We start from the raw sequence: 276 nt of genomic DNA, 5'->3' as shown, positions 1-276 counted from the left end.
AATAACGGGGCTTCTGTAGTTACCCAGAAGGTTTCAGCAACTTTTGATAGTTCAGCTAAAATTTGAGCGCCCGAATTCCCTCCACCAATTATTGCAACACGTTGGTTGATGAACCCTTCTGGTGACTTATAGTTAGCCGAATGTAGCTGCCGCCCCTGATAGGATGCAGAATTTGGATAGGAAGGTATGTATGGTTTACGCCATGTTCCTGTTGCATTTAGAACCACTCGACTGTGCCATGCGCCTTTATCACTCATGACATCAAATCCATTATTG

Annotated in this window: 1 protein-coding gene; it reads right to left on the bottom strand. The window is 44.2% G+C overall.

The annotated features are described in order from the left end of the window. On the bottom strand, window positions 1–257 hold a 257-nt coding region (locus HBA93_RS20990; RefSeq protein WP_286202109.1), incomplete at its 3' end, for an NAD(P)-binding domain-containing protein. Window positions 258–276: the final 19 nt, after the last annotated feature.

It is taken from the genome of Ochrobactrum sp. SFR4, from assembly GCF_019730395.1.
Lineage (GTDB): Bacteria > Pseudomonadota > Alphaproteobacteria > Rhizobiales > Rhizobiaceae > Pseudochrobactrum.
Note: the sequence above shows the minus strand (reverse complement) of the source record. Positions and strands in the feature narration are given on the sequence as shown.